Source organism: Janthinobacterium sp. JC611, from assembly GCF_018682595.1.
In the GTDB taxonomy this organism is placed as follows: domain Bacteria; phylum Pseudomonadota; class Gammaproteobacteria; order Burkholderiales; family Burkholderiaceae_D; genus Janthinobacterium.
Window position 1 is genome coordinate 67,657 of the sequence record NZ_JAFLJN010000015.1, and the last position, 22,331, is coordinate 89,987.

The 22,331-nt window shown below is 65.7% G+C and carries 22 protein-coding genes; 19 read left to right on the plus strand and 3 right to left on the minus strand.

Annotated features, from left to right (window positions below):
* Positions 1-30: 30 nt before the first annotated feature.
* Positions 31-468, plus strand: coding sequence for a CHRD domain-containing protein (locus J0O65_RS11300; RefSeq protein WP_215406796.1), 438 nt, complete (start codon positions 31-33; stop codon positions 466-468).
* Positions 469-625: 157 nt separating this feature from the next.
* On the opposite strand, the gene J0O65_RS11305 is transcribed toward J0O65_RS11300, so the two are convergent.
* Both J0O65_RS11305 and J0O65_RS11310 read right to left on the minus strand, forming a co-directional pair.
* On the minus strand, positions 626-1,279 hold the full coding sequence (locus J0O65_RS11305) for an FMN-binding negative transcriptional regulator (RefSeq protein WP_215406798.1): 654 nt from the start codon (positions 1,277-1,279) through the stop codon (positions 626-628).
* Positions 1,280-1,741, minus strand: a complete 462-nt coding sequence (locus J0O65_RS11310; protein ID WP_215406800.1) for an OsmC family protein — start codon at positions 1,739-1,741, stop codon at positions 1,280-1,282.
* 106 nt (positions 1,742-1,847) lie between these two features.
* Here J0O65_RS11310 and pdxR point away from each other — a divergent pair, with 106 nt between their 5' ends.
* The 11 genes from pdxR to J0O65_RS11365 all read left to right on the plus strand — a co-directional run bounded on the left by pdxR (position 1,848) and on the right by J0O65_RS11365 (position 13,159).
* Positions 1,848-3,344: a MocR-like pyridoxine biosynthesis transcription factor PdxR gene (gene pdxR, locus J0O65_RS11315; protein ID WP_215406802.1), complete on the plus strand. Its 1,497-nt coding sequence runs from the start codon at positions 1,848-1,850 to the stop codon at positions 3,342-3,344.
* A gap of 44 nt (positions 3,345-3,388) precedes the next feature.
* Positions 3,389-3,961, plus strand: coding sequence for a DNA-3-methyladenine glycosylase I (locus J0O65_RS11320; protein ID WP_215406970.1), 573 nt, complete (start codon positions 3,389-3,391; stop codon positions 3,959-3,961).
* Positions 3,961-5,592, plus strand: a complete 1,632-nt coding sequence (gene mnmC1, locus J0O65_RS11325) for an FAD-dependent 5-carboxymethylaminomethyl-2-thiouridine(34) oxidoreductase MnmC1 (protein ID WP_215406804.1) — start codon at positions 3,961-3,963, stop codon at positions 5,590-5,592. The genes J0O65_RS11320 and mnmC1 overlap by 1 nt, the downstream gene beginning before the upstream one ends.
* Positions 5,593-5,709: 117 nt before the next feature.
* Positions 5,710-6,207, plus strand: a complete 498-nt coding sequence (locus J0O65_RS11330; RefSeq protein ID WP_215406806.1) for a rhodanese-like domain-containing protein — start codon at positions 5,710-5,712, stop codon at positions 6,205-6,207.
* A gap of 19 nt (positions 6,208-6,226) precedes the next feature.
* Positions 6,227-7,213, plus strand: a complete 987-nt coding sequence (gene epsC, locus J0O65_RS11335; protein WP_215406807.1) for a serine O-acetyltransferase EpsC — start codon at positions 6,227-6,229, stop codon at positions 7,211-7,213.
* Between the two features lie 7 nt (positions 7,214-7,220).
* Positions 7,221-7,445, plus strand: a complete 225-nt coding sequence (locus J0O65_RS11340; protein ID WP_034784364.1) for a helix-turn-helix domain-containing protein — start codon at positions 7,221-7,223, stop codon at positions 7,443-7,445.
* A 117-nt stretch (positions 7,446-7,562) separates the two neighbouring features.
* Complete coding sequence (locus J0O65_RS11345) at positions 7,563-8,492, plus strand: family 2A encapsulin nanocompartment shell protein (RefSeq protein WP_092718515.1); 930 nt, start codon at positions 7,563-7,565, stop codon at positions 8,490-8,492.
* Positions 8,467-10,260 (plus strand): family 2A encapsulin nanocompartment cargo protein cysteine desulfurase, encoded by a 1,794-nt coding sequence (locus J0O65_RS11350; RefSeq protein ID WP_215406809.1) that lies wholly within the window; start codon positions 8,467-8,469, stop codon positions 10,258-10,260. Before J0O65_RS11345 ends, J0O65_RS11350 begins: the two co-directional genes overlap by 26 nt.
* A 157-nt stretch (positions 10,261-10,417) precedes the next feature.
* Complete coding sequence (locus tag J0O65_RS11355; protein ID WP_215406811.1) at positions 10,418-11,137, plus strand: sensor histidine kinase; 720 nt, start codon at positions 10,418-10,420, stop codon at positions 11,135-11,137.
* Positions 11,138-11,148: 11 nt separating this feature from the next.
* Entirely contained in the window at positions 11,149-12,879 is a 1,731-nt protein-coding gene (locus J0O65_RS11360; RefSeq protein WP_215406813.1) for a tetratricopeptide repeat-containing response regulator, read from the plus strand.
* The gene (locus J0O65_RS11365) at positions 12,863-13,159 is read left to right on the plus strand and encodes a hypothetical protein (protein ID WP_353056183.1); all 297 of its coding nucleotides are present in this window, start codon (positions 12,863-12,865) and stop codon (positions 13,157-13,159) included. The genes J0O65_RS11360 and J0O65_RS11365 overlap by 17 nt, the downstream gene beginning before the upstream one ends.
* Positions 13,160-13,179: 20 nt before the next feature.
* Here the strand turns inward: J0O65_RS11365 and J0O65_RS11370 are convergent, their stop codons facing one another.
* Positions 13,180-13,902: a PhaM family polyhydroxyalkanoate granule multifunctional regulatory protein gene (locus J0O65_RS11370; RefSeq protein ID WP_215406816.1), complete on the minus strand. Its 723-nt coding sequence runs from the start codon at positions 13,900-13,902 to the stop codon at positions 13,180-13,182.
* Positions 13,903-14,051: 149 nt separating this feature from the next.
* On the opposite strand from J0O65_RS11370, the gene J0O65_RS11375 reads away from it, so the two are divergent.
* From J0O65_RS11375 to J0O65_RS11405, 7 genes are all read left to right on the plus strand, one after another.
* Entirely contained in the window at positions 14,052-15,170 is a 1,119-nt protein-coding gene (locus J0O65_RS11375; RefSeq protein WP_215406818.1) for a DUF3108 domain-containing protein, read from the plus strand.
* Positions 15,171-15,935, plus strand: coding sequence for a DUF3108 domain-containing protein (locus J0O65_RS11380; RefSeq protein WP_215406820.1), 765 nt, complete (start codon positions 15,171-15,173; stop codon positions 15,933-15,935).
* A 223-nt stretch (positions 15,936-16,158) separates the two neighbouring features.
* Positions 16,159-17,529 (plus strand): hypothetical protein, encoded by a 1,371-nt coding sequence (locus J0O65_RS11385; RefSeq protein ID WP_092608970.1) that lies wholly within the window; start codon positions 16,159-16,161, stop codon positions 17,527-17,529.
* Complete coding sequence (locus tag J0O65_RS11390; RefSeq protein WP_215406822.1) at positions 17,522-18,256, plus strand: hypothetical protein; 735 nt, start codon at positions 17,522-17,524, stop codon at positions 18,254-18,256. Before J0O65_RS11385 ends, J0O65_RS11390 begins: the two co-directional genes overlap by 8 nt.
* Before the next feature lie 8 nt (positions 18,257-18,264).
* Entirely contained in the window at positions 18,265-21,096 is a 2,832-nt protein-coding gene (locus J0O65_RS11395; RefSeq protein ID WP_215406824.1) for an ATP-binding protein, read from the plus strand.
* Positions 21,096-22,100 carry a DUF4424 family protein gene (locus tag J0O65_RS11400; RefSeq protein ID WP_215406826.1) on the plus strand — a complete coding sequence of 335 codons (1,005 nt, stop codon included), beginning with the start codon at positions 21,096-21,098 and terminating at the stop codon, positions 22,098-22,100. The genes J0O65_RS11395 and J0O65_RS11400 overlap by 1 nt, the downstream gene beginning before the upstream one ends.
* A gap of 4 nt (positions 22,101-22,104) precedes the next feature.
* Entirely contained in the window at positions 22,105-22,317 is a 213-nt protein-coding gene (locus J0O65_RS11405) for a nucleotidyltransferase family protein (protein WP_215406828.1), read from the plus strand.
* Positions 22,318-22,331 lie beyond the last annotated feature (14 nt).

The following is a 22,331-nucleotide window of genomic DNA, read 5'->3' on the forward strand; positions in this document are numbered from 1 at the left end:
TGAGCCGATGTCCGTTGAAGGAGTACTGCGATGATCACATTGCCACAACACGTGCGCCGCGCCGCCGGCGTGCTGGCGCTGGCCGCCTTGCTGGGCGCCTGTTCCCATGGTCCGCACCACCCGGGCGGCCATGACGTCACCCTGACGGGCGCGCAGGAAGTGCCGGCCAATACCAGCATGGCCAGCGGCAGCAGCAATATCCGCGTCGCCCACGACCGCAGCGTCAGCGGCGGCGTGCGCTACACGGGCATGGTGGCCACCGTCGCGCATATCCATGAAGCGCCCGTCGGCGCCAATGGCCCCGTCATCGTGCCGCTGGTGAAGACCGCCGAAGGCATGTTTGCCGTGCCGGCCGGCGCCATGCTCACACCGCCCCAGTATGCGAGCTACCAGGCAGGCAACCTGTACGTGAACGTGCACAGCGCCGCCTACCCGGCCGGCGAGATCCGCGCCCAGCTCAAGCCCTAGCCGGCTGCCGGCGTTTTCCCTGAAACCTCCTTGGGCCGCGCGAGCGGCCTTTTTTTGCGCCCGGCGTCCAGCCATCGCATCGACCGGAACAACGCCGCCTTCGGTTCGCTGGTGGCGGCTTTCCCGACTATGGGCTTCCTGACGTTTTCGGCGGCCGTCAGCTGGCCGGCGTGACGTTGGCGGCGATCAGCGCGCCGAGCGCCTGCGCTGCGCCCGGTTGATGGTCCAGCGCCAGGCCGTGCGCCATGCTGGCCTGGTCCTGCATGCTGCGGTTCTGTCCCAGCTTCCATTTCCCTTCCAGGCGCGCGAGGGGAATCTCGATGCCGACGATGGCTTTCAATAGTTTGTCGATATAGCCGGCCGGCGCATCGCTCACCCGCCACGGCGCGGCCAGCCCCGCTTCATGGCGCGCCGTCAGCCGCTCCACCAATGCCAGCAGCCAGGCCGCATCGTCGACGGCGCGCAGGGGACCGTGGGCGTGCACCACCGCGTAATTGAAGGTCGGCACTTCCTTGCCGCTGCGCTGTTTTTCCGCATACCAGGCGGGCGTGATGTAGGCGTGCGGCCCCTGGAAGATCACCATGCAGTCCTCGCTGCCGCCGGCGCCGCGCCACAGCGGATTGGCGCGCGCCACGTGGGCGCGCAGGATGCCGAACGGGGCCTCGGGCGTGGGCGCGCCGATCTCGAACGGCAGATGGTCGGCGCACAGGCCATCGGCGCCGTGGCGCACCAGCGCGCCCAGCGGATGCGCGGCCAGCAGGCCATGCAGCACGTCGAGGCGCTCCTCGCGGAAGGTGGCGGGCGTGTACATCTAGTGCGCTCCTGCCACGACCACGTCGGCCGTGAGCGAATTGGCGATGTAGCAGCGCTCGTGCGCATCATGGTGCAGGGTGGCCAGCGCCTCGGGCGAAGGCGCTTCACCCGCGAAGACGATACGGGGACGCAGCACGATGCGCGTCATGGCCAGGCGCCCGGCCGCATTTTTTCCCAGCTCGCCGACGGCTTCGTCGCGGTAGTCGTCGATGACGTAGCCGCGCTGCGCCGCCAGCGACAGGAAGAACAGCATGTGGCAGCTCGACGTGGCGGCCACCAGCGCTTCTTCCGGGTCGACGTTGGCCGCCACCGACATGGGCAGCGGCACGGACAGGGGCGAGGACGAGGCGGGGACCGTCAGGCCGCCGTCGAACTGCCATTCATGGCCACGGCTGTAGCGCTGGCCGGCGAAATCCTGGCCGTCGCGCTGCCAGGCCACGGTGGCGAAAAACTGATGCATGGGTGCTCCGCAAGAGTGGAAGGGGAAGGGCCATCTTAGCGCCAGTTTTGGCTATTTAAAACAGCCAATAAGTGCTATCTTGAAGCTACCAATGTCGAGACTAGCCATGCCAGCTTCCCACCTGAACCAGATCATCGCCGCCTTGCCGCTGCGGCGCGACGCCGTCGAACCGCTGTTTCGCCAGCTGTATGCGGCCATCAAGGCCGCCATCCTCGATGGCCGCATCAGCCCCGGCATGCAGTTGCCGCCCACGCGCGATTTTTGCCGCCTGCTGGCCGTGTCGCGCCAGACGGTGCTCAATGCGTATGCGCAGCTGGCGGCCGAAGGCTATCTCGATGGCGCCGTGGGGCGCGGCACCTTTGTCAGCCGCGACGTACCGCTGCCCGTGTGCCTGGCCGCGCCGGCCGGCAAGGCGGACGCGCCCGGCCTGCTGCGGCCCCTGTCGGCGCGCGGGCAGGGCGTGGTGGCGGCCATGCGCCAGGTGGCCTTCCACCGGGGCCCGCTGCGCGCTTTCCGCGTCGGCATGCCGCGCATCGACCATTTCCCGTTCGACGTGTGGAACCGCCTGGAAGCGCGCCGCTGGCGCCGGCCCGACCATCAGTTCGGCTACAGCGACCCGGCCGGCTACCTGCCGCTGCGCGAACTGCTGTGCGTGTATTTGAAAGCGTCGCGCGGCGTCCAGTGCACGCCGCAGCAGATCGTCATCACCTCGGGTTCGCAGCAGGCGCTGTTTCTGTTGTCGACCATCCTGCTGGCGCCGGGCGACGCGGCCTGGATGGAGTCGCCCGGCTACCGCGGCGCCAGCGGCCCCTTGCGCGCGGCCGGCGCGCAGGTTTTTCCCGTCCCCGTCGATGCGCAGGGGCTCGACGTGGCGTATGGCGCGGCGCACTGCCCGCAGGCCAGGCTGGCCTACGTGACGCCGTCGCACCAGATGCCGCTGGGCGTGAGCATGAGCTTGCCCCGCCGCCTGGCCTTGCTGGCCTGGGCCGCGCGCAACAAGGCGTGGCTGGTGGAGGACGATTACGACAGCGAATACCGCTACGCGGGCGCGCCGCTGGCCTCGCTGCAAAGCCTGGACCGGGCCGGTTGCGTGGTGTACGTGGGCACCCTGTCGAAAGTGCTGTTCCCCGGGCTGCGCCTGGGCTACATGGTGGCGCCGCCCGCGCTGGTCGAGGCGCTGGTGCAGGCCAAGGCCGTGATGGACCGCCACGCGGCCATCGTGCCGCAGATGGCGCTGGCCGACTTCATCGCCGAGGGCCACTTTGGCCGGCATATCCGCCGCACGCGCGACAGCAATGCCGAACGGCGCGACCTGCTGGTGCGCGGCCTGGCGCGCGAACTCGACGACCAACTGCTGTGCGGCCCGGCCGACAGCGGCCTGGAACTGTGCGCGTATTTTCGCGCCGGCCACGATGAGGAAACGGTGTCGCGCGCGGGCCTGGCTCGCGGCATCGAACTGCGCCCGCTGGGCCACTATGCGGATCCGGCGGCGGGGCCGGCGTGCGCCACGCCGCCAGGGCTGCTGCTGGGTTTTGCGGCGATTCCCCCGGCCGAGATGGCGCACGGCTTGCTGGAACTGGGGCGCCTGCTGCGCGGCCGATAAACTATACTGGTGCTTGCCCGCACCTGAAGAACATGACCATGACGATGACCGCGACCATTACCCGCTGCGCCTGGGCCAATCCGGCCAATCCCCGCTATCTCGACTACCACGACACGGAGTGGGGCGTGCCCTGCCACGACGAGCGCCGGCTGTTCGAGATGCTGAACCTGGAAGGCGCGCAGGCGGGCCTGAGCTGGGAAACCATTCTCAACAAGCGCGACACCTACCGCGCCGCTTTCGACCAGTGGGATGCGGAAAAGATCGCCGCGTATGGCCCGGACAAGGTGGCGCAGCTGTTGCTCGACCCCGGCATCGTGCGCAACCGCCTGAAGGTGGCGGCCGCCATCACGAATGCGCAAGCCTACCTGCGCCTGCGCGCGGATGGTCATACCCTGGACAGCTTTTTGTGGGCGTACGTCGATGGCCAGCCCATCGTCAACAGCTGGCGGCCGGGCGAGTTTCCCGCCAAGACGGCCTTATCCGACCAATTGTCGAAGGATTTGCTCAAGCGGGGCTTCAAGTTCGTCGGCTCGACCATCGTCTACGCCTACATGCAGGGCATCGGCATGGTCAACGACCATGCGCCGACCTGTTTTTGCCGCCGCGCGGGGCAGTGATGCGCCGCGCGCTGGTCCTGCTCGACACGGATTTTGACGGCGCCCGCCTGCGTGCCGTCTGCGCGGCGCATGGCGGCCGCCGCCTGCACTACATCGCGCTGGCGCCGCGTCCCGTCGATGCCAGCCATTTGCCCGAGCAGTGGCGCGCGCAATGGCCGCCCTGCGTGCCGGGCCTGCACCGCATGGTCTCGCCCGATGGCCGCGTCACGCTCGATGTGCTGATCGGCGAGCCCGATGCCTGCCTGGCGCAATTGTCGGCGCGCGTCGATGAAGTACACCTGGCCTGGGTACCGGCGGCCACGCCGGTGCTGGCGCGCCTGATGGCCGATGGCGCCCGCCTGCAGGCCGTGCACCTGGACGAGGCGCAGCGCGCGGCCCTGCAACAGCAGGGTTTTGTGTTTGACGAGAGCCGCTTGCGCGCCGTGTTTTATGCGCGGCGCCAAGAGTACGCGGCCGACACCGCGCCCGAGCGGCGCGCCATCGTCATCGGCGCTGGCGTGGCCGGTGCGGCCGCCTGCGAACGGCTGGCCGCGCGCGGCTGGAAGGTGACGCTGGTCGAGCGCCACGCGCAGCCGGCCAGCGAAGCGTCGGGCAACCTGGCCGGCATCTTCATGCCGCTGATGTCGAAGGACGACAATATCGCCACGCGCCTGGTACGCGCCGCCTACCTGTACTCGCTGCGCCGCTGGCAAGACCTGGGCGGCATCGGCGCCGCCTTCGATGGCGCGCAATGCGGCGTGCTGCACCTGGCGCGCGATGCCGAACACGCGTACGTGCAGCGGCACATCGCCGCCAGTGGCGTGTATCCGCGCGAATTCGCCCGCTGGCTGGAAGCGCCCGAGGCGAGCGCCATGCTGGGCGCGCCGGCGCCCGACGGCGCCTGGTGGTTCGAGCAGGGCGGCTGGGCGCGCCCGTCTTCCGTCTGCGCCGCCATGCTGGACGCCTGCGGCGCCTTGCTCACGCGGCGCTTTTCCAGCAGCGCCCTGCGCCTGGCGCGTGGCGATCAGGAATGGCTGGTGCGCGATGCGGACGGCGCCCTGATCGCGGCGGCGCCCACGGTCATCCTGGCGGCGGGCACGGGAGCGGTCGATTTCGAGCAGGCGGCCGGCCTGCCGCTGGACGCCGTGCGCGGCCAGGTCACGCACCTGGCCGAAGGCAGCTTGCCTTCCTTACCGTTCGTCGCCTGCCGCGAAGCCTACATGACGCCGGCGCATGAGGGCGTCGTGTGCGTGGGCGCGACCTATGATGCCGATGAGGACGGCAGCTTGCGCATGGTCAGCCAGCACGACAATATCGCGAAGATCGCCGACATCCTCGGCGTGGCTCCGTTCGAGGCGCCGCTGGCCGGGCGCACGGGCTTTCGCTGCGTGGCGCCGGACCGCTTGCCGCTGGCAGGCGCCTTGCCCGATCCCGGCGTGCCGGGCCGCTGCGAGCGCCTGCGCGACGTGCCCCGCTGGCCCGGCCTGTTTGGCTTGCTGGGCTATGCCTCGCGTGGCCTGATCTGGGCGCCGCTGGCGGCCGAGCTGCTGGCGTGCCAGCTGGAGGGCGAGCCGCTGCCGCTGGAGCGCCAGCTGGCCGAGGCGCTCGATCCTGCCCGGTTTTTACTGCGCGAACGCCGCCGCGCTGCATAAATCCTCCATATACGTTTTTCAGCTTTCCAAACTCTTTTTAATTTGTTTTCCGAACAACATAAGTTCGCTACAGTGGACGCGTGCTGGTTTTTGACGACGGAAGAAAGAGGTGGACAAATGGCTGCTGCAGAACTGATTTTCGATCCCCGCGCCGCGCACGGCGAGGCGGCGTTTGACGAAGTGCTGAATAACGCGCGCCTCCAGGCGCAGGCCCAGGGCTTGCCGTATGCGGGCATCGTCAGCGCGCAGGATGCGTGGCAGCTGGTGCAGGCCGGCAAAGCCGTGTTGGTCGACGTGCGCACCAATGAAGAACGCACCTTCGTCGGCTACGTGCCGCAATCTTTGCACGTGGCGTGGGCGACCGGCACGGCCATGAATCGCAACCCCCGCTTCGTGCGCGAACTGGAAGCGAAGGTGGGCGGCAAGGATGGCGTCGTGCTGCTGCTGTGCCGCAGCGGCAAGCGCTCGGCCGCAGCCGCCGAAGCGGCGGCCAAGGCCGGTTTCGCGCACGTCTTCAATATCGCGCAAGGCTTCGAGGGCGACCTCGACGCGCAGCGGCAGCGTGGCCACAGCGGCGGCTGGCGCTGGCATGCGCTGCCCTGGCTGCAAGATTAACTCTCTTCCCGGGACCACCATGCACCAGCGAGCCATCCCCCCCGCCTCCCTTGCCGCGCAGCCGCAGTGGGAGCTGCGCCAGATCGTCGATGAATTGCGCGCCGTGCGCGCGCAGTGGCGCGAAGGACTGGCAAGCAATCGGGAGTGCGGCGCGCGCGAATTCCCGTCGCGCCAGCATTTGCGCGACATCGTCGGTGCGCTGTGCGCGGCCCTGTTTCCCATGCGCCTGGGCCCCCTCGACCTGCAGCAGGAGAGCGAGGATTTCTTTGTCGGCCACACGCTCGACACGACCTTGACCGGCCTGCACGAACAAGTGCGGCGCGAACTCAGTTACCACGCGCGCCAGCACGGTCTGCAGCAGACGGTCTCCATCGAACAGCAGGCGCTGGCCATCGTGCAGCGCTTCGCCCGCGCGCTGCCGCGCATCCGCGCCCAGCTCGACACGGACGTGGCGGCCGCCTTCCAGGGCGACCCGGCCGCGCACAGCGTCGATGAAGTGCTGCTGTGCTATCCGGGCATCCTGGCCATCATCCACTACCGCCTGGCGCATGCCTTGTATGCACTGGGCGCGCCGCTGGTGGCGCGCATCATCGCCGAAGTGGCCCATTCGCAGACGGGCATCGACATCCACCCGGGCGCCATCATCGGCAGCAGCTTTTTCATCGACCATGGCACGGGCGTGGTGATCGGCGAGACGGCCATCATCGGCGAGCGCGTGCGCATCTATCAAGCCGTGACCCTGGGCGCGAAGCGCTTTCCCGCCGACGCCGACGGCGTGCTGAAAAAGGGGCTGGCGCGCCATCCCATCGTACAGGACGACGTGGTCATCTACGCGGGCGCGACGATCCTGGGACGGGTGACCATCGGCCAGGGCTCCGTCGTCGGCGGCAATGTCTGGCTGACCCGCAGCGTGGCGCCCGGCAGCCATGTCACACAAGCGCACAACCAGCAGGAGGCAGCGGATCTTCCAGCGCCATCCCACCCCGCTTTTGCCCACCACCCATGAGGACAGCATGTTGATCAAACAGTTTGGACTGGCCGTGCGCCAGTTGCGCGAAGGGCATGGCTGGTCGCAGGAGCGGCTGGCCGAAGCGGCCGACTTGAACCGCTCCTTCATCGGCGAAATCGAACGGGGCGCCGCCACGCCGTCGCTGCTGACGGTGGAAAAACTGGCCGGCGCGCTGGGCATCGGCCTGGCGGGCTTGATGGCCCGCTGCGAACCGGAATTGGTGGATTAAAGCGGGTCGATTAAACGCCACGATGATGGCGATAGCATGTTGAGAGAAGAGGGGAGACGCTCGATACTTTATTTGTTTTTCAGATAAGCATATTCACTTTTCTCATCAGGAGTAGTCATGACAGTAGCAACAGAGAGCCAGTTCGCGCTGGGCGATAACGCCGCGCGCCAGCTGGCCAATGCAAGCAAGAGCGTCCCCCAGCTGTCCACGATCACGCCGCGCTGGCTCGTGCACCTGCTGCAATGGCTGCCCGTGGAAGCGGGTATCTACCGCCTCAACCGCGTGAAGAATCCGAAGGACGTGCGCGTGGCCTGCTCGCAGCGCGACGAGTCGGAATTGCCGCAAACCTTCGTCGACTACGACGAGCAGCCGCGCGAGTATTTCCTCAATGCCGTCAGTACGGTGCTCGACGTGCACACGCGCGTGTCGGACCTGTACAGCAGCCCGCACGACCAGATCAAGGAGCAGCTGCGCCTGACCATCGAGACGATCAAGGAGCGCCAGGAAAGCGAACTGATCAACAATCCCGACTACGGCCTGCTGGCCAGCGTGCACGACGACCAGCGCATCTTCACCCTGACGGGCGCACCCACGCCGGACGACCTCGACGAACTGCTGACGAAAGTGTGGAAGGAGCCGGGCTTCTTCCTCGCGCACCCGCTGGCGATCGCCGCCTTCGGCCGCGAATGCACGCGCCGCGGCGTGCCGCCGCCGACCGTCAGCCTGTTCGGTTCGCAGTTTTTGACGTGGCGCGGCGTGCCGCTGGTGCCATCCGACAAACTGCCGATCGAAGACGGCAAGACGAAAATCATTTTGCTGCGCGCGGGCGAACAGCGGCAAGGCGTGATCGGCCTGTTCCAGCCTGGCCTGGCGGGCGAGCAAAGCCCGGGCCTGTCCGTGCGCTTCATGGGCATCAACCGCCACGCGATTTCGTCCTATCTGATTTCGCTGTATTGCTCGCTGGCCGTGCTGACCGACGATGCGCTGGCCGTACTGGAAGACGTGGAGATCGGTAAATACCATGACTACCCAGACACCTACAAGTGATGGCGCGGCGGCCCTGGCGCCGTCGTCCCTGTTGCCAGACGAAGCGACCCTGAACCGCCTGGCGGGCGAGTTTTTCGCGCGCCTGCCGGGCTTGGACAAGTCGCCCAGCCTTGGCGGCTCCGGCAGCGTGCCCGATGCGGCGCCCCGCTATGCGCACCGTCCGCCGCCGCAGCCCGGTCCTGCGTTCGCCGCCATCGCCCCCGGCGTGGCGACGGCGCAGGTGCCGCCCGTGACGGCGCCCCTGGAGTCGCCCATCGCGCCGGCGCCGGCAGCGCTTCCCACGCCGCGCGCGTCGAGCCTCGGCGCGCCGTCGCCCTACTATTTTGTCGGCGGCGCGCATGGCTATCCTGCCTCGAACAATAAGCTCGACGGCCTGGCGCTGCAGGGGCTGGGACAAGCCGCTCCCGACGATGTGCGGGGGCTGTTTGCCACGCCGCAGCGTGCCCCCGCGCGCCAGCTGCCCGTATCGCCAGCCGACAAGCAGCCTGAATTCTATTTCCAGACTGTCCTGCCGGCGGCGACGCAACCGGGCCAGCACCAGGCGCCCGCGCCATTCGACGTGCACGCCGTGCGGCGCGATTTTCCCGTGCTGGGCGAACGGGTCAACGGCAAGCCTTTGGCGTGGTTCGACAATGCGGCCACCACGCACAAGCCGCAGTCGGTGATCGACCGGGTGTCGTATTTCTATGCGCACGAGAATTCGAACATCCACCGCGCCGCGCACGCGCTGGCGGCGCGCGCCAGCGATGCCTATGAAGCGGCGCGCGCCAAGGTGGCCAGTTTTCTTGGCGCCGCCTCGGCCAATGAAATCATTTTTGTCCGCGGCGCCACCGAGGGCATCAACCTGGTCGCCAATACGTTTGGGCGCAAGTACATCGCCAGCGGCGACGAGATCATCGTCTCGCAGCTCGAGCACCACGCCAACATCGTGCCGTGGCAGCAGCTGGCGGCGGAGAAGGGCGCGACCCTGCGCGTGATTCCCGTCGATGACAGCGGGCAGATCCTCCTCGACGAGTTCCGCAAGCTGCTCAACGGGCGCACCAAACTGGTGTCCGTGACGCAGGTGTCGAATGCGCTGGGGACGGTCACGCCCGTGGCGCAGATCATCGCGCTCGCGCATGCGGCCGGCGTGCGCGTGCTGGTCGACGGGGCGCAAGCCGTGTCGCACCTGCGCGTGGACGTGCAGGCGCTGGGCGCGGATTTCTATGTCTTCTCGGGGCACAAGGTGTTCGGCCCGACGGGCATCGGCGCCGTGTATGGCAAGGCGGACTTGCTGGAGCAGCTGCCGCCGTGGCAGGGCGGCGGCAACATGATCGCCGACGTCACGTTCGAGCGCACCGTCTACCAGGGCGTGCCGAACCGTTTCGAGGCGGGCACGGGCAATATCGCCGATGCCGTGGGCCTGGGCGCGGCCATCGATTACGTGCAGCGCATCGGCCTGGACAACATCGCCGCCTACGAGCACGCGCTGCTGGAATACGCCACGCAGCACTTGCAAGCCATTGCCGGCGTGCGCCTGATCGGCACGGCGCTGGAGAAGGCCAGCGTCGCCTCGTTCGTGCTGGCCGGCTACGCGCCGGCCGAAGTGGGGCGCGCCCTGAACGACGAGGGCATCGCCGTGCGTTCGGGCCACCACTGCGCCCAGCCGATCCTGCGCCGCTTCGGCGTGGAAGCGACGGTGCGGCCCTCGTTCGCCTTCTACAACACGTATGAGGAAATCGACCGCATGATCGCGGTGGTGCGCCGCCTGGCGGGCGCGCGGCGCTGACCTTGCCGGCCTGGCCGTCCGATGCCGCCCCTGCGCCAGCGGGGGCGGCATTGTTGCGTCATGTCACGGACTTTGCGCGCGGCTGGCTGGCGTCCGCAGGCTGGCGGTATAATTTATCCTTGGCAATATTCAAGCTGCGGCCCCAAGGAGATATCCGGTGGAAGATCAACACAGCTCGCCCGAGCTATTCCTGTTCCTGGCGTCGACCGTGCACGACATGAAAAATTCGATCAGCGTCGTCAGCGGCACCCTGGAGTCGCTGCTGGCGGCCGAGCAGGCCAAGCCCGCGCCCCAGGCCGACCCCGCCTACCTGCAGATGGCGCAGATGCTGTACCAGACCAAGCGCCTCAACGATAACCTGATCCAGCTGCTGGCCCTGTACAAGGAAGTGGGCAAGCCCGGCTACCCCTTCGACGTGCAGCCGCAGCTGGTGAGCCAGGTCATCGACCAGGTGGTGGACCAGGAAAAGATCCTGCTGGCCTCGAAAGGCATCCAGCTGGAGACGGCTTGTCCGCCGGAGCTGATCTGGACCCTCGATGAAGACCTGGTCATCGGCGTGCTGGCGCATGCCATCAACAACGCCATCCGCTACACGAAGGACACGATCCGCCTGTCGGTGCGCCAGGTCGGCACCTTGCTGGAACTGCGCGTGGAAGACAATGGCGACGGCTATACCCAGGCCTTGCTCGACGCGGGCGGCGCGGCCATGGAAGGCATGGCGGCCGGCGTGAATTTTTCCACCAACAGCACGGGCCTGGGCCTGTATTTTTCCAGCGAGGTGGCGAAGATGCACAAGCACCGGGGCAGCAGCGGCAGCATCGCCCTGGAAAATGGCGGCGCGCTGGGCGGCGGCTGTTTCATCCTGCGCCTGCCCTGAACGAGGATGCCATGACGACAGACAGCCACGCCACCGCCGCCGAGGCGGGCAGCACCGACTGGGCCGACAAGCATTATCTGCTGGTCGACGACTTCATCGGCATCCGCATCCTGCTGCGCGAATCGCTGCGCAACCTGGGCGCGCGCCATATCGACCAGGCGGCCAGCGGCGGCGAAGCCATGAAGCTGCTGGCCAAGACGCGCTACGACGTGGTGCTGTGCGATTACAACCTCGGCGAAGGCAAGAATGGCCAGCAAGTGCTGGAAGAGACGCGCGTGCGCAACCTGACGGCGCCGTCGAGCGTGTGGCTGATGGTGTCGGCCGAGAAAAGCGTGGAATCCGTGATGGGCGCGGCCGAGCACCAGCCCGACGCCTACCTGATCAAGCCGATCACGGAAGGCGTGCTGCTGACGCGGCTGAACCGCGTGTGGCACAAGAAACAGGTATTCCGCGAAATCGACCAGGCTTGCATGGAAAAGGATTATTTGCGCGCGGCCAAATTGTGCGACGCGCAGATCGAGGTCAACAAGCTGCACGAGCTGGAACTGCTGCGCATGAAGGCGACCCTGCTGCTGAAAAGCGGCGAGCCGGAAAAGGCCCGCGCCGTGTACGAGAAAGTGCTGGCCGAGCGCGATTACAGCTGGGCCAAGGCGGGCCTGGGCAAGATCCGCATGAACAACGGCGAGCACGAGGCGGCGCGGCAGATCTTCCAGGGCGTGATCGTCGAGAACAAGTATTACATCGACGCCTATGACCAGATGGCCGTCGCCTACCAGCTGATGGGCCAGCACGAGGAAGCGTGCGGCGTGCTGGAAAAGGCGGCGCGCCTGTCGCCCAATTCCGTGCCGCGCCAGCGCAACCTGGGGCTCGCGGCGCTCAAAATCGGCAATGTCGGCATGGCGGAAAAGGCCTTTCGCAAGTGTATTTCCATCGGCGAGTTTTCCGTCATGAAGACGCCGGACGCTTACCTGGGACTGGCGCGCGTATGCGGCCTGAAGAAGGACGCCAAGGAAGCGCTGCAATGGCTGCTGCTGGCGCAGCGCGAGTTCTCTCCCGAGCAGATCGGCTTGCGCGCGAAGATCACGGAAGGCATGGTGCACCACGAAACGGGCGACTACCGGCGCGCGCGCAAGTGCGGCGACGAGCTCGAAGCCATGCTGGCCGAAGACCCGGCGCGGCCCGAGAAGGCCATCTGCATGGAACTGGCCACCTTGCTGTTCGCCGTCGGCGTCAAGGATGCGCCGGCGGGCCTGCTGTGCTATGTGGTGAAGAACAACCACGACAACCAGGTGGTGCAGGACGAGGTGCAAAAGATTTTCGACAAGGCGAAGATGGGCGATGAAGGCACCAGCCTGATCATCGCCTCGCGCAAGGAAGCGTCGGACTTGATGAACAAGGGCGTGCTGCTGTGGAAGACGGACAAGCTCAACGAAGCGGTGGCCTGGATGCGCGCGGCGCGCGAGAAACTGCCGAACAATCTGCGCATCCTGTTCAATTCCGCGCAAATCATCGTCTCCTTCCTGGAGCAGCGGGGCTACCAGGCGGCATTGGCGGCCGAAGCCATGGAAGTGTTGTTATATGTGGACAAAATTGCACCAGGGCAGCAGCGCTTCGCGCAATTGATGGAGCAACTGGTGCGACTGACGCCGCCGCCCGGGCCGGAAGACGCCGCCGCGGCGCCGGAAAATGCGCCGCCGCTAGCGGAAAAAGGGGGAAAAGCCGTGCGTGAGCGTGCCGGATGATAAACTAGAGGCCAGCGTGGGTTCGCCTGCGCTTGAGTTGCTTTACAACAATAAGGAAGAAACTATGCGTGATGTGGTCAATGAAGTGTACAAGAAAATGAAAGTCGGCGCCGTTGCCTGGGTACGCCCGGTCGCCGCCAAGGGAGACACGCTGGAGACATTCCAGTCTTCGTACGAGCACGCCAAGGCGCTGGCCGACGAAGGCCTGATCACGATCGGTGACGTAAAACGCCAGGCCGACAACATGATCGAGGCGATCCGCATTCATCGTATCGCCTGATCATATTGCCGGCTTGAACATCAGGCCTTGCCTGGTGCTTTAGCCTTGGGCGCTGCGCGTTTGGCGGGTGCCTTGCGCAGCGGGGCCTTGGCCTTGGCTGCCGTGCCTGCCTCGGCAGGTTTGGCGGGCTTGCTGGCTGCGGGCTTGGCTTTGCTTGCGCTGCCAAAGCTGGCCGCCGCCGCGCTGGCGGCGTCGGGCGACATGGCCGTCGACACGGCTTGCTTGAACTGATCTTGTAACAAATTCCACCAGGCACTTGGATTGGCCAGCTGGGCTGCCGCCTGGCCGCCGGCATCGGCGGGCGCCGCCGCGGCCGGTTCCGGCGCAGGTGCCGGTGCAGGCGCCGGTTTCGGTTCAGGCGCTGGCGCCGCAGGTGCGGCATGCTGGAAAAACGCGGAAGCGTAGGGCACGGATTCAAACACGGATTTCTCGCTGGCGCCCGGTTGCGTGATGGCAGCGGCCAGTGACGCACCCATCGATTTCAGGGTGGCGATGGTGCCGCGCTGCACTTCCAAGGCCTGGATACTGCCGCGCAGCATGCTGGTATTGAGGTTCAGCCAGGCTTCGACGGCTTTCAAGTCGCTGATTTTCTTGTCCAGCTCTTCCACCGACATGGTGGGCGCCGTGATGCCAGGCATGCCCATGCCGGGCACGCTCATGCTTCCCCACAGGTTTTTGACGAAGTCGAGCGTATCGGTCACAACTGCTGCGCCCGGTATTTGGGGCATTTGCGGGTTTGCCATGCGAAATCTCCTGGTAGGTGGATGTGCCTAGCGTAGCAGATATCAGCTTGCAACTGACGCAAAGCCGCCAACATTTTCTTACATAAAACAGGGGGAGTTGAGCGCGGGCAAGAAGCGGGAAGCGCAGTGAAAGCGTTACACTACGGCCTATGATGCCTGACTCCTTCTTTTCGCCACCGCGCCGCCGCACCGTCGTCTTTGTCGCGGTCATCGGCGCACTGCATTACGTGGCGCTGGAATGGCTGACCTCGCATGCCCGCATGGTGCCGCTGCGGCAGGATCATGCGCAGGTGGTCAGCATGGCATTGATCGCCGAGCCGCCCAGGCCTCTGCCGGTGGCGCCGCCACCGCCGCCGCCCGAGCTCCCCATGCCCAAGCCCAGGCCGCCGCCACCGCCGCCCCTGACGGAACTGGCGTCGAGCGAAACGCCGCAGTTGACGGCGCCTGCCAGCGACGTGCCGCCAGGCCCGGCCACGACCGAGCCGGCCGCGGTGGCGGCCCCGGCCATCACGGCGCCCGCGCCCGCCGTGGCGGCTGCACCCGAGCCGGCCAGCGCGCCGCCGCCACCGCCCGTCGAGCAGGCGCGGCGCTACAAGACGAATGCGCCCACCTCGGCCCAGTTCGACCTGCACGTGGACCGGCGCGATGCGGACGGCACCAAGTGGCAGGGCGTGGCCGCGATGGCGTGGGACAACCGGGGCGACACCTACCAGCTGAAGCTGGAAGTGGGCTTGAGCATGCTGATCACGCGCATCAACCTGCTGGTATTGACCAGCGAGGGCGTGATCGATGGCAGCGGCATCGTGCCCGTCACGGCCACGGAGAAACGCAAGGGCCGCGCGCAAACGGCCACGCATTTCAACCGCGACGCCAAGGCCATCACGTTTTCGGCCACGACGGCGACCGTGCCATGGCAGGAGGGGGCGCAAGACAAGGCCACGGTGCCGTTCCAGCTGGCCGCCATCGGCCGCGCCGACGTCAACCAGCTGGCGGGCAATATCGACATTCTCGTCGGCGAGGAAAAGGAAGCGACCGTGTTCCGCTTCCAGCTGGTGGGCGAGGAAGAACTGGACACCAAGATGGGCCGCCTGGTGACCTGGCATCTGCGCCGGCCGCCGAAGCCCGGCACGTATTCGTCGCAGCTCGATATCTGGCTGGCGCCGTCCATGCAATGGTATCCGGTACAAATACGCAATACCGAAGCGAACGGGGCGCTGACCACGCAAACCGTGACCAAGATCTCCGTCAATGACGCTACAGGAAAATAAATGATGACTCTGACCACTTTGAAACACTTGCTGGCCGCCGGCGTACTGGCCGCCACCCTGATTCCCGCCATGGCCGACGCGCCCGTGGACCATCCCGTCATCAAGCGCCCGTACAAGCTGGCGCCGTCGGCCGACCTCGTCTATTCGATCAAGGCCAAGCAGCGCGGCATTGCGCTGTCCGGCGAATCGGTCAGCAACTGGCGCGTGGCCGACGGCAAGTATTCGCTGCTGGCCGAAACCAGGGCCGCCCTGTTCGGCAAGATCCTCGAGCAGCGCAGCGAAGGCACGGTCGACGATTACGGCCTGGCGCCATTCCAGTTCGTGGAAAAGCGCTTCCGCAAGGATGCCGTCACGACCACGTTCAAGCGCGACAGCAAGACCATCGTCTTTGGCGAAGGCGATGACAGCTATCCGCTGAAAGGCGGCGAGCAGGACCGCAACAGCACCGTCTGGCAACTGGCCAGCGTGGCGCGCGCCGCGCCCGAGAAATTCGTCCCCGGCTCGGAATGGGCCTTCTTCGTGGCGGGCGCGCACGATGCCGAGCCGTGGACCTTCAAGGTGGTCAAGGAAGAGACGGTAGCCACGGGCATGGGAGAGGTCGCCGCCATCCACCTGGTCAAGGCGCCGCCACCGGACAAGAAGGGCCAGCAAGTGGACCTGTGGCTGGCGCCGTCGCTGGAATGGTATCCCGTGAAGGTGACGTTCGCCGATGCGGACGGCGGCGATTACGTCGAACAAACCCTGCAGAAGATCATTAAAAAGTAAGTGTTTACCAACGTGTGGGGCCAGACATGGCGTGCTTGGTCCCCTGATTTGCCCTCTTGGCGCAACATGGGGCGGCAGCCGTGTTGCGCCGTGTCCGCAGCGCCCCCTCCCGCACGCTAAATTGCATGTCAGAACTGATATACTGACGCCCCCGCCCCGCAGCGCCGCGTTAGCCCGCAGCGCCGCCCGCTGAACACTCATCCGGAAAAGAATGATTGATATAATGGCAAGTGCAGCCGTGGCTACGGATGCAAATCAGACAGAGCAGGAGCATCACGATTCCTTGCAGGCGCATTTCCAGCCCAATATTTCGGCCGACGAGATCGAGCAGGTGTTTCACTTGAAGCGGGCGCAGCCCTTGCTGCAAGTGTTCACGGCCCTGTTCCACGGCGGTTTCGATGGCGTGCTGGTGCGGCTGCTGGTGTTGCGCGAGCTGGCGTCCGATGCGGCCACGTCCGCCTACACGCGCGCCGATATCAACACGAAACTGGCGTATCTGCTGCCGGAAAGCCTGGAAACGGTCTTGCTGCGTCTGCGCTCGAACCAGTTGCTGGCCTGGGATGCGCAGCAGGGCGTGTACCGCGTCACGCCCATGGCGCGCAATGTGCTGTCCGCCATCGACAGCTTGCTGGGCCTGGGGCAAACGGAAGACGAAGCGGAAATGGGGTTCCTGCTGTCGCAGGTGGCGGGCGCGCAAGCCGTCGGCGGCGTGTCCGTCGAGCAACTCCAGCATTTGCTGGGCCGTCTGGTGGACTTGACGGAAGAATTCTCCGACGCCATCGCCTCCGGTTCGGAATTTCGCCTGCGCACGGCGCAAGCGAAGTGGAACATGGCGTGCGACTGGGTCGAGAAAGGTTCCGAAATTCTCGTGGCCATCACGTCCGATGAAAACGCGGACAGCGCCACGCACAAGGCGGCGCAGGCGATCGGCCGCGCGCAAAGTAAATTGCTCAACATGCAAGGCATGTTTTCGCGCGCCCTGAACCAGATCGAGCGCCAGCGCGTGCACCTGGGCCAGTCGGGCCTGTCGACCACGGACATCAAGCGCTGGCTCTTGCTGCATGACGACCTGGCCAGCCTGGCCGAGGGCGCCATCGACCAGCCCGTCGTGCCCCTGTTTTCCACGCCGGCCGAGATGATCGACGTGGCCGAAACGGAACTGCTGTCCGAACGGGCGGCAGGCGTCATCAACACGGGCCTGCCCAGCGGAGAGGATGCGCCCACCACCATCAGCGACGGACCCGCCATGCAGCTTGAACTCGATGACTTGCTCGAACGCCTGTCGAACTTCGCCAGCCTGGGCAATTTCCCCAGCATAGGCGAAGAGGGGCCGAAGAGCGTGCCGGTGCAGGATTCGCTGCTGCCGGCCAGCTTTGCCGTGGCCTCGTACCGCGCCTCGATGCTGCCGCTGCTGGGCGACGTGTCCGAAGCGAGCTTGCAGGGATCCACGGCCGAACTGGCCCGTTTGCCGATCACCTTTACACCGACCGACGAGATGGTCCAACTGACCGACCCCCACGTGGCGGCCATGTCGATCGCCTCGCTTTCACTGAATGTTTCACTTGATTTAGATAGCGGCACTGCCGATGAATGACGATTCCCAAATCCTGATTGCGCGCCTGCTCACGCATCAAACCCTGCGCCGCGACGACAAGCTCGTCAAGCGCGTGCTGTCCGACGAGCTGTTCCGCGCCGAGATCGATGCGCGCCTGCTGGCCTGCGGCTTGAAACTGCTTGACAACGTGTATGCCGACCATGTGACCCTGGCCCTGACGCGCACCATCGAGCCGAAGATCTTCGGCGCGCGCGACGTCTGGCAAAACAATAATTTTGGTTTGGCGCGCGATGGCGTGGCCTTGCTGGTGGTGCTGTGGGCGCAGATCATCCTGCCCAAGCGTGAACGCCAGGAAACGCACCAGCACGCGGACGACGACCAGAACGATATGTTTGGCACGGAAAAACCGCTGCCGCGCGCGGAAGACGCGTCCATGGGTATTTCCTACAAGGCGCTGCTGTCGGACTTCGGCGACAAGCTGGGCAAGAAGACGCGCATGGACATGAACCTGGGCACCCTGGCCAAGCTGGGCTTCATCGAGCGGCGCGGCGATGTCATCCTGGAAGGCCCGCTGCTGGACCTGATGATGGACACGGATGTCTTGAAAGAACGCATCATCAATGGCGCGCTGGCCGACGTGTTCAAGCGCGCCCCGGCCCGCCTGGTGGCCGTCAGTGGCGATACGCCGCTCGACGACGACCTGTCCGCCGACATCGGCGACCTGCCTGACGCGGGCGACGAGCCCGCGTCCGACCTTCCTCACTGAAAGCGCCCATGTTTCATATCAAATCACTTGAACTGGTGCACTGGGATTACTGGCAGCGCATCAAGAACATCCCGCTCGACGCGAAGATCATCACCATCGCGGGGCAGAACGGCTCGGGCAAGACCACCTTGCTCGACGCCTTGCGCACCCTGTTCGGCCTCGATTGTTCGATGGGGCGCACCTATAAGCACTATGCGCGCCACTCGGGCCAGCAGACGGCCTGGCTGCGCGCCGTGGTCGACAACAAGAACATGGGCAAGCAGCTGTCGAACCGGCCGTTCCGCAGTTCCGGCTTTTTCAGCGACGATGAAGTGACCCTGTTTTGCCAGATCCAGAAAAATGGCGGCGACTGGAAGCGCCAGTATCTGATGCGTCCGGGCAATGTGCAGATCGAGGACATCACGGATGCCAACGACTGGCTCGGTGTGGAAAACTACCGCAAGCGCCTGGCCAATGCGGGCCTGTCGCCGGCCATGTCGAAAGTGCTGGCGCTGGAGCAGGGCGAGACGGACAAATTGTGCGAATACGCGCCGCGCCAGCTGCTCGACCTGGTGTTCCAGGTGTTTGGCGACAAGGAAGTGCTGGACGCCTACGACGAAGCCAAGCGCCACCAGCGCGACACGGAAGTGGAGCTGAAGCGTTTCGAGACGGAACTGGAAGCATCGAAGACCAACCTGGAAGGCTTGCGCCTGCGCGTGGCCAATTACCACCAATGGGAAGGTTTACATAAGGAACGCCGCAACCTGCTGGAAGAGGTGCTGCCCAGCTTGCAGTACCACGAGGCGCGCGAAAAGGCGGCCATCGCCAGCCGGCAATTGCGCGATGCGCGCAAACCGATGGCGCAGGCGGACCAGCAGCTGACGGATAAACGCAATGCGCTGGCCGCGCAGGCGAAGGCCCTGTCCGACGCGCAGATGAATGAAACCCTGCTGGAGCAGGAGTCGATCGGCTTGCAGAGCCGTTTGTCCCTGATCAATGCCAAATTAAAGCCGCTGGACAGCCTGCTGGAGCAGAAGGAGCGCCTGCACAAGCTGGCTGCCGATTCGGGCAGCGACATCGCCGAAGTGGCGGCGCAGCTGGAACAGAAGGAAGCGCAATTGCTGCAGCAGCGCCAGCAGCGTGACGCCCTGTCGGCGCGCATCGCGGCCGAGCAGGCGACGATTGCCGCGCTGCAAGGCAAGACGGCCATGCCGGAGCCGGACAATGTGCGCGGCATGCGCCGCGCGCTGCGCGATGCGGGGATATCCCACGCCATGCTGTCGGACATCGTCGAGGTGACGGACAGCCGCTGGCAGGGCGCCGTCGAAGGCGTGCTGGGCGGCTACGCTTCGGTGGTGTTGCTGGACAAGGCCAAGGATGCGGCGGCCGCCTACCGCCTGGCCGAGAAGGAGCGCTACCGCCACTTCATCGTGCCCGACCTGGTCACGGCGCCAGTGGCGAAAGACGAGAGCCTGCTGGCCGTGGTGAAATTCTCCGCGCCCGTGCCCAGCTGGCTGATCGAGCAACTGTCGCGCATCGCGCGCGTCGATTCCGTCGAGGCGGGTTTTAAACTGGGCAACCACGAAGAATGGATTACGCCCGAGGCGTATCACCGCGAACGCCGCGGCGGGCGCTCGCTGTTCGTGGAAGCGTCGCGCTACCGCTTTGGTCAGGCTGGCCGCAGCGGCCGCCTCGAAGCGCTGCTGCGCTCCTTGCCGGGCCTGGAAGGCCAGGAAGACACGCTGACGTTGGCGATCTCGAAACTGGCAGCCGAAGTGGGCGCCCTGAAAGCGCGCATCGCCGGCGTCGACGCGGCCAAGGAACTCAGCGCGCGCCAGGAAGAATTCGCCGAAGCGCTGCGCAACTCGAAGCCGCTGAAGGAAGAGCGCCTGGAAGTGGGCGGCCGCCTGGGCGAGCTGCAAAACCTCACCAAGAACGCCACCGTGGCGCGCACGCGCGCCGATACGGTGTGGCAAAACGCGCGCTTGGCCCTGTCCGAGGCGGAAGCGGGTGCGCGCCTCGGCTACAAGAAGCAGATTGAACAGCGCGCCGAGCATGCGCGCGCCTTGCTGGCCCTGCGCCACGCGTGGCGCCACCTGCCGAAAAGCTGGCGCAGGCCGGGTCGACGCGCGGCGCTTGTCGCCGAGCATCAGAATGCGCACCAGGTCGACTTGCGCGTGGCCAGCCTGCAAAACAGCCTGGCGCGCGACGACTGGGAACTCGACGCCACCGTCATCGACCAGCATCACCGCCTGTCGGATCAGCTGCATGGCCGCCAGTCGGAAACGGACGAGCGCCGCTACCAGAACAACCGCGCCATCGAAGCGACGGGCAATGCGCGCGGCGCCTACATGGAGCGCTTGCGCTACACCATCAAGACCTACAGCAAGAACATCAAGGAGCTGGGCGAACTGGCCGGCATCGAAGTGCATGCCGACCCCGTGCGCCTGGAAAACGACGACGTGCAGCTGTCGCAGGCAGGCCTGCACGTGCGCTTCAAGTTCGACGGCAAGGGCGTCATCGGCATGAACGACGGCGAAGCGTCGGGCGGCCAGCAGGTGATGAAGTCGCTGGTGCTGCTGATCGGCTTGCTGAAATCGGAAGATGGTTCCGGCGGCTTCGTCTTCATCGACGAACCGTTTGCCCACCTCGACATCCGCAACATTCAATTGGTGGGCGAGTTCCTGAAAAACACGGAAGCGCAATACCTGATGACGACGCCGCTGACGCACAACACGGATGTCTACGATCCGTCGGAGCTGACCTTGATCACCAGCAAGAAGAAAAAGGATACCCAATGGGCGCAACCGATTTTCGTGCTGCAACGCCGGGTCGATCCCGTCTCGGGCAAGGCGGCGTGATGCTTGTGCGCACCTTGCTGGCAGCTGCCGCGCTGGCGCTGGCATGTTCGGCGCCGGCCGTGGCCAACGACGGCATCGGCTCCGTGAGCGCGGGCGGCATCCTGTTCGGCAAGACCGATGCCGTGGCCATGAAAAAGGAAGTGCTCAGCGTGAGCGCGGAATTGATCAAGGTCGAATACGAGTTCCTCAACGAATCGAAAACGGACGTGGAAGAGACGATCTTCTTCCCCTTGCCCGAATACTCGTCCGGCTACCACGGCTCGCCCACGTATTACGGCCAGCCGCAGCAGTTTACCGTCGACGTGGATGGCAAGCGCAAGGAGTATCAAACCACCTTCGTCGCCAAGCTCGACGCTAAAGACGTGACGGCCCGGCTGCGCCAGCTGGGCTTGTCGGACGCGCAGATCGCGTATTTCCCCTCGCACACGCCGTTCGACAAGAAGGTGGCGCCGCTGACGGCCGCGCAGAGCAAGATCATGATCCGCGAAGGTTTGCTGGCCCAGCTGTACGATGAGGAATGGGTGCCGGCCTGGAGCGTGAAAGTCATCTACCTGTGGCAGCAGAAATTCCCCGCCGGTAAAGTCGTGCGCGTGCGCCATCAATATGCGCCATTCGTCGCGGCCGGCCCCGGCGCGTCTTACCTGGGCGATGGGAATACATTTGAAAAGAAATACTGCGGCGACAAGGCCTTCTACAAGACGTGGAACCGCCTGGCGGCCCAGCAGGGCGAGGGCGGCTTCGTCAATGCCGTGTGGGTGTCGTACATTTTGACGACAGGTAACACCTGGAAGAATGGCATCGAAGACTTCACATTGAACTTGATCAAGGGCAAGCCGGATGAGCTGGTCAGCCTGTGCTTCCCCGGCACGTTTAGCAAAATCAATCCCACCACCTTGCAAGTCAAGCTGCGCAACTTCCATCCGAAGCAAGACCTGGACGTGTACTTCGGCAATGTCGAGGGCACGGTTAGCCACGACGGCGTGGCGCCGCAGATCCGGCCTTAGCCGCATGCGCACGCAGGAGCTGCTTGCCGCGCGCCTGCGCGTCATCGCCCGCGCCACGCCATGGTGCCTGCAGGCCCTGCACGCAGTGGAGCAGCTGGGCTTGCCCCACTGCTGCATCGGCGCCGGCGCCGTGCGCAACCTCGTGTGGGATGCCTTCCACGGCTATGCGGCGCGCTGGCCGCGCGTGACCATTCTCGCCTGGGTAGGTGTGGTGTAAAACGCAATTCAATG

Excerpts from the sequence above, each read along its gene's own strand:
- J0O65_RS11380 (WP_215406820.1), top strand. The coding sequence starts at position 15,171 with ATGATGACTCTGACCACTTTGAAACACTTGCTGGCCGCCGGCGTACTG.
- J0O65_RS11390 (WP_215406822.1), top strand. The coding sequence starts at position 17,522 with ATGAATGACGATTCCCAAATCCTGATTGCGCGCCTGCTCACGCATCAA.
- J0O65_RS11400 (WP_215406826.1), top strand. The coding sequence starts at position 21,096 with ATGCTTGTGCGCACCTTGCTGGCAGCTGCCGCGCTGGCGCTGGCATGT.
- J0O65_RS11405 (WP_215406828.1), top strand. The coding sequence starts at position 22,105 with ATGCGCACGCAGGAGCTGCTTGCCGCGCGCCTGCGCGTCATCGCCCGC.
- pdxR (WP_215406802.1), top strand. The coding sequence starts at position 1,848 with ATGCCAGCTTCCCACCTGAACCAGATCATCGCCGCCTTGCCGCTGCGG.
- mnmC1 (WP_215406804.1), top strand. The coding sequence starts at position 3,961 with ATGCGCCGCGCGCTGGTCCTGCTCGACACGGATTTTGACGGCGCCCGC.
- J0O65_RS11360 (WP_215406813.1), top strand. The coding sequence starts at position 11,149 with ATGACGACAGACAGCCACGCCACCGCCGCCGAGGCGGGCAGCACCGAC.
- J0O65_RS11385 (WP_092608970.1), top strand. The coding sequence starts at position 16,159 with ATGGCAAGTGCAGCCGTGGCTACGGATGCAAATCAGACAGAGCAGGAG.
- J0O65_RS11320 (WP_215406970.1), top strand. The coding sequence starts at position 3,389 with ATGACCGCGACCATTACCCGCTGCGCCTGGGCCAATCCGGCCAATCCC.
- J0O65_RS11375 (WP_215406818.1), top strand. The coding sequence starts at position 14,052 with ATGATGCCTGACTCCTTCTTTTCGCCACCGCGCCGCCGCACCGTCGTC.
- J0O65_RS11305 (WP_215406798.1), bottom strand. The coding sequence starts at position 1,279 with ATGTACACGCCCGCCACCTTCCGCGAGGAGCGCCTCGACGTGCTGCAT.
- epsC (WP_215406807.1), top strand. The coding sequence starts at position 6,227 with ATGCACCAGCGAGCCATCCCCCCCGCCTCCCTTGCCGCGCAGCCGCAG.
- J0O65_RS11310 (WP_215406800.1), bottom strand. The coding sequence starts at position 1,741 with ATGCATCAGTTTTTCGCCACCGTGGCCTGGCAGCGCGACGGCCAGGAT.
- J0O65_RS11395 (WP_215406824.1), top strand. The coding sequence starts at position 18,265 with ATGTTTCATATCAAATCACTTGAACTGGTGCACTGGGATTACTGGCAG.
- J0O65_RS11340 (WP_034784364.1), top strand. The coding sequence starts at position 7,221 with ATGTTGATCAAACAGTTTGGACTGGCCGTGCGCCAGTTGCGCGAAGGG.
- J0O65_RS11300 (WP_215406796.1), top strand. The coding sequence starts at position 31 with ATGATCACATTGCCACAACACGTGCGCCGCGCCGCCGGCGTGCTGGCG.
- J0O65_RS11370 (WP_215406816.1), bottom strand. The coding sequence starts at position 13,902 with ATGGCAAACCCGCAAATGCCCCAAATACCGGGCGCAGCAGTTGTGACC.
- J0O65_RS11350 (WP_215406809.1), top strand. The coding sequence starts at position 8,467 with ATGACTACCCAGACACCTACAAGTGATGGCGCGGCGGCCCTGGCGCCG.
- J0O65_RS11345 (WP_092718515.1), top strand. The coding sequence starts at position 7,563 with ATGACAGTAGCAACAGAGAGCCAGTTCGCGCTGGGCGATAACGCCGCG.
- J0O65_RS11330 (WP_215406806.1), top strand. The coding sequence starts at position 5,710 with ATGGCTGCTGCAGAACTGATTTTCGATCCCCGCGCCGCGCACGGCGAG.